This is a genomic window from Deinococcota bacterium, from assembly GCA_030858465.1.
Classification (GTDB): Bacteria; Deinococcota; Deinococci; order Deinococcales; family Trueperaceae; genus JALZLY01.
Genome location: JALZLY010000266.1, coordinates 1 through 5,594, shown reverse-complemented (window position 1 = coordinate 5,594; position 5,594 = coordinate 1). Strand labels below are relative to the sequence as shown.

The 5,594-nt window shown below is 66.7% G+C and carries 5 protein-coding genes; all 5 read right to left on the bottom strand.

The window, feature by feature from the left end:
* Positions 1-584: 584 nt before the first annotated feature.
* Positions 585-1,628: an SIS domain-containing protein gene (locus M3498_13430; protein MDQ3460277.1), complete on the bottom strand. Its 1,044-nt coding sequence runs from the start codon at positions 1,626-1,628 to the stop codon at positions 585-587.
* Positions 1,625-2,500 (bottom strand): N-acetylmuramic acid 6-phosphate etherase, encoded by an 876-nt coding sequence (locus M3498_13425; GenBank protein ID MDQ3460276.1) that lies wholly within the window; start codon positions 2,498-2,500, stop codon positions 1,625-1,627. Before M3498_13425 ends, M3498_13430 begins: the two co-directional genes overlap by 4 nt.
* 93 nt (positions 2,501-2,593) lie before the next feature.
* On the bottom strand, positions 2,594-3,340 hold the full coding sequence (locus M3498_13420; protein MDQ3460275.1) for a GntR family transcriptional regulator: 747 nt from the start codon (positions 3,338-3,340) through the stop codon (positions 2,594-2,596).
* A 39-nt stretch (positions 3,341-3,379) separates the two neighbouring features.
* Positions 3,380-4,201: a carbohydrate ABC transporter permease gene (locus M3498_13415; GenBank protein MDQ3460274.1), complete on the bottom strand. Its 822-nt coding sequence runs from the start codon at positions 4,199-4,201 to the stop codon at positions 3,380-3,382.
* A 227-nt stretch (positions 4,202-4,428) separates the two neighbouring features.
* Positions 4,429-5,594 (bottom strand): sugar ABC transporter permease (locus tag M3498_13410; GenBank protein MDQ3460273.1); only part of this gene is annotated, 1,166 nt, incomplete at its 5' end.

Sequence of the window (5,594 nt, the reverse complement as noted above, 5' to 3'; positions counted from 1 at the left end):
GCTTTCTGGTATCGAGTCTGGCGTCTCAGATCTTGCACCTGCATAACCCCTTCTCCAAAAGGGCTTTCTCGAGCCATGCCAGAGGCAAAATGAGTTTGAAAATTGGCAAATTTAGGAGAAAATCCAGTAATCTCCCGCCATGCACCACCCAGAAGTGCTGCTTATGCACGGCTTTGAATAACTGCAAGATCTGAGATATCCTGAACCAGCGCTACGCCTACGATTTCAAAGACCGACGAAACCGGCAGCAGCCACTGCAATGCGGGCACACACCTCGAGGACTACGACGCCTAAACTGACATCTTGGCACCCGCGGACGGGCAAGTGGTCCGCGTGCGCGACTCTCTAACGGTGGGCGAGGGATGTATCGACTGGCTCAACCGAGCCTAAAGGCGAGAGCTGCCTCACCCGTCACACCTACGGGCTGACCGAGAGCTTTGCGCCCGAGGGGTTTCCCGACCTGGCGCGGAGGTGGCTGCCGGACGAGATTCTCGAGCTGCTGTGTTTCTTCCTCTTTTTGTGCCTTTTCCTGATGGGCGCTTTGTGCCCCGCAAGCTGCAGCTCGCCGGCAGGACTAGCGGGGCTTACATCGTCTTGGTGATCTTGCTCAGGTGCCTGGGCTTGTCGGGATCGAGCCGCTTGGACTGGGCCAGGTGCAGGGCCAGGAGCTGACCCGCCAAGACCTGCAAGAAGGCCTCGGTGGCGGGGTGGAGACCCTCGGGCAACGCGACGAGCGCTCCGGCATAAGCTTCGAGGGCTTGCGCGCCGCTGACGACGGTGAGGTCCGCCTCGAGCTCGCAGAGCCGCTCGGCTACCGCCAGGTTCGACTCGAGGCTGCCGTCCTGGGTGGCCAGCAGGATGACCGGATAGCGCGGGTCCACGGCGGCGATGGGGCCGTGCTGGAACTCGGCGCTCGAGAAGGCCTCGGCGTGGAGGTAGCTCGTCTCCTTGAGCTTGAGGGCCAGCTCCAAGGCCGGGCCGTAGGAGAGGCCGCGGCCGAGCACGTAGGCGTGCTCGGCGTGAGTGAGCCTGGTCGCCGCTCTCTCGACCGCGCTCTGGTCCCCTAGCAGCGCCCTCATCCTCTCGGGGACGGCCTGCAACGCCGTCAGCAAGCCGGCGTCTTCCGACCAGTGGGCGACCAAGAGCGCCAAGAGCATCATCTGGCTGCTGAAGGTCTTGCTGGCGGCGACGGCCTGCTCCTCGCCCGCCCTCTGCTCGAGGCTGAGGTCGGCGAGCCTGGAGAGCGAACTCTCGGGGTCGTTGCTGATGGCGACCGTCAGAGCGCCCGCCGCCTTGAGGGCGCGGAGCCCCTCGAGCACGTCGCTCGACTCGCCCGACTGGCTCACGCCGACGGCCAGGGCGCCCGCCGCCTTCATCTTGGCGGCGTAGACCGTCACCAGGCTGGGCGGCAGCGAGGCGAGCGGCAGGCCGAGGAAGCGGCCCGCCAGGTAGCCGAAAAAGGTCACGGCGTTGTCCGACGAGCCCCGCGCCAAGCTCATGATGAGCCCGCGGTCCTGCGCGCGCAGCACCTCAGCCGCGGCGATGACCTTGGCGTCCCCCAGGATTCGCGTCAGCACCTCGGGCTGCTCGCGGATCTCACGTTCGAACTGGGTCATGGGCTGGGTCATCTCTCCTCCAGGGCCTCGCGGACGCGGTTGCCGCAGCTCTGCAGCCGCGCCCGCGCCGCTTCCAGCGAATGGCCGCCCACGAGCATCACGGTGGCCGCGCGGATGTCCCAGGCTGTCTCCTCGAGCACTGCCCGCGCCCGGTCAAGGGGAGCGCCGCTGGCGTCGGCGACCATGAGCGCGGCGCGGCGCTTGAGCTTGTCGTTGACCGGCCGCATCCCCACCATGCGGTTGCCGTAGGCGCCGCCGAGCCGCACCAGAACCGCCGTCGAGAGCGCGCCCAAGGCGACCTTCTGCGCGGTGCCCGCCGCCAAGCGCGTCGAGCCCGCTAAGACCTCGGCTCCGGTATCTAAAAGGACGCCGATGTCGGCGACCATGAGCAGCGGCGCACCCACGTTGTTGGCGACGCCGATGGTCAAGGCGCCCCTTTCCCTGGCGGCGCGCAGGGCCGCTACGGTGTAAGGGGTGCGGCCGCTGGCGGCGACGCCGATGACGGCGTCGCCGGCGCCGAGCTCGAGCGCCCCGATCTCCCCCCTGGCCGCGTCCTCGTCGTCCTCGGCGCCTTCCTTGGCCCTGCTCCAGGCCTCGCCGCCGCCGGCCAACAGCACCTGACCGCCTTCCCAGCCGAAGGTCGGGTAGAGTTCGGCCGAATCGAGCAGGGCCAGCCTGCCCGAGGTGCCGGCGCCCACGTAGACGAGGCGGCCACCCGCCTCCAGACGGCCCTTAAGCGCCTCCGCTGCCCGCTCGAGCTGGGGCAGCGCCCGCTCCACCGCCCGCACCGCCCGGGCGCTGCTCGCCACCACCGCCTCCAGGATGCGCCCTGCCGGCCAGGCGTCCAGGTCCCGGTAGGCTTCGTTCATCGTTTCGGTGTTCACTGCAACTCCTTTTAGGATAGGACTGATTTAAGAGAGGACTGATTCCAGAGAGGACTGATTGCTGAGGGTTGGGTAAAGGCTTTTTCTCAGTCCTCAGTCCTCAGTACTGCCTTTAAGCTCGAGCGCCAGCCCGTACTTGTCGCCGCGGTAGGCGCTGCGGGCGTATTCGAAGGGCCGGTTGTCCCCGTCGAAGGTGACGCGCATGATGGCCAGGAGCGGCACGCCGCGGGCCAGGCCCAGCCTTCTGGCCTCGGCCGGCGTGGGCATGCGCGCGCTGACGACCTGGCGGGCGTGGTGCGGCTTGAGCCCGCAAGACTGCGCCAGGGTCTGATAGAGGCTGCCCGAGCGCTCGAGCGCCGCTAGGGGCAGCGCAAGCGCCGCCGGGCAGAGGTGCGATTCCTGGATGGCCAGGGGCTCGCCGTCGGCGGTGCGCAGCCGGGTGACGCGCAAGATGAGCTCGCCCGGCTCCAGCTCCAGGGCCGCCGCCGCCTGGGCGTCGGCCTCTATCCGCACCGCCTCCAGGAGCCGGCTGCCCGGCGTAAAGCCCAGCAGCCGCGCCTCGTCGGTGAAGCCGAGCACCCTATCCACGCTCTGCTCGAGGCGCCTGGCCAGCGCGTAGGTGCCCGAGCCGTGGCGCCGCTCGACCAGGCCGGCCGCGGCCAGCTCCTCTAAGGCCCGCCGCACCGTCATCCGCGAAAGGGCGAGCGAGTCGGCGAGTTCGCGCTCGGAGGGCAGCGCCTCGCCGGCGCGAATGCTGCCGCCCATGATGGCGCCGGCCAGACCGTTCTTGAGCTGGAGATAGGCCGGCGTGGGGCTCGTCTTGTCGACGGCGAACTTCACCCCGTCCTCACGTGAGCCCCATTGGTTGAGCCCGGTCCATTATTTGAGCCCGGTCATGGTGATGCCGCGGATAAAGTACTTCTGGCCGATCAAAAAGGCGATGATGACCGGCACCATGCTCATCACCAGGCCGGCGGTCAGCAGCGTCCACTCGGTGGTAAAGGCCTGCCGGAAGACGCTAAGGCCCACCGTCAGGGTGCGCATCTCCTGCGAGGAGGTGACGATTAAAGGGTAGAGAAACGAGTTCCAGAAGCTCATGAAGGTAAAGGTCCCCAGGGTCGCTAAGCTCGGGCCCGAGAGCGGCAGCATCACCCGCCAGAAGATCTGCCAGTGGTTGGCGCCGTCGAGCTTGGCGGCGTCCTCGAGCTCGTCGGGAACGGTCAGGAAAAACTGCCGCATGATAAAGACGCTAAAGGCCCCGAACAGCCCCGGCACGATAAGCGCCCAGTAGGAGTCGTACCAGCCGAAAACCCGCACGATGATGAAGAGCGGGATGATGGTGACCTGCGGCGGGATCATCATGGTCGCCAAGTAGAGCAAAAAGAGCCCATCGCGGCCCCAGAACTTGAGCCGCGCAAAGGCGTAGCCGGCCATCGCCCCGGTCAGCATCTGGCCCACGGTGGCGGCCAGGGCGACGACGAGCGAGTTGAAGAACCAGCGCGCGATCGGCACCCGGCTCACCACCGTCTGGTAGTTTTCAACGTGGAGGCGCTCGGGAATCCAGCGGATCGGCAGGGCGAACTCGCTGCCGGGCGCCTTGAGCGAGGTGGACAGCGTCCAGATCAAGGGAATCAGCATAAAGAGGGCGCCGATGAGCAGCAAAGCGTGGGCGGTGAGGGTGGGCAGCGGTTTAGAGCGCATAACGCACCTGTTGAACGTTTTTAATCCCCCCTAGCCCCCCTTGAAAAAGGGGGGGACACAGCTTGTAACCCCCCTTATCAAGGAGGCCATAGGCCCTATAACCCCCCTTATCAAGGGGGGCAGGGGGGATAGAAGATCGTGAGCCGGCTATAAAACAAAGGCAGTTGTCAGGCAAGCAAGGCGGGCTTTCGCCCGACCCCCGACCCCCGACCCCCGACCCCCGACCCCTACTCCTCATAGACCACCCACTTGCGCCGCGCGACCCACTGCAAGGCCGTCAGAGCGAAGAGGATCACAAAGACGATCCAGGCGATGGCCGAGCCGTAGCCCATCCGAAAGGGCGTGGCAAAGGCGCGCTCGTACATGTAGTAGACGAGCACCCGGGTGGCGCCGGCCGGGCCGCCCTCGGTCATGATAAAGGGCAGGGTGAAGACCTGGAAGGCGGCGATGAGCGCCAAGATGGTGTTCAGGAAGGTCGTCGGCGACAAGAGCGGCACGGTCACGTTCCAGAACTTGTACCAGGCGCCCGCCCCGTCGATGTCGGCGGCCTCGTAGTAGTGGCCGGGGATGGCCTGCAGGCCGGCTAAAAAGATGACCATGAAGAAGCCGACGTTGCTCCACACGTCGGTGATGATGATGGCGGGCATGGCCCAGACGCGGTCGCTGAGCCAGGCCGGACCCGAGACGCCGAAGAAGGCAAGAAACTGGTTGACCGGCCCGATGGTCGGGTTGAACATCCATCTCCACACCAGCGACACGGCCACGGCGCCCGAGATGATGGGCATGAAATAGGCGGCTCTATAGAGCGCGACGCCGCGCATGGGCCGGTTGAGGGCGATCGCCAGGAGCAGCGAGATGACGACGGTGAGCGGCACGCTCAAGCTCACGAAGTAGAGGGTGTTCCAAAAGCTCGTCCAGAAGCGGCGGTCCTGCCAGACGGCCTCGACGCCCGCGAAGTAACCCAGCAGCAGGAGGCTCAACAAGCCCAGGCCGGCGCCCCAGAGGGGGGTCACGCCGCGCCGGACGAACCAGAGAAGACCGCCCAGGCTGAGCAGCAGGAGCGGCAGGCGCCAGACGAGGTTCTTCTCGAGGCTCCAGCTCGCCTCGCGCCAGCCCAGGAGCTGCGCGTAGTTGTCGAACCCCAGCCAGTTGGCGCTGAGCGATTCCACCGTGAGCGGCGAGGCCAGCCGCCAGTCGGTCAGCGAGATGACCACCGACATGAGGATCGGCCCGGCCACGAAGACGAGAATGCCCAGGAGGCTCGGAGCCAGGAACAGCAGGGCCCAGAGCCAGTCGCTGCGGTGCCCGCGGCGCCCGCGGCGGGCGGGGGCAGGGGCGGAGGGGTTGCTTGTAGAGGATTGGACGGCCATAACGGTGGGGTTAGGGGTCGGGG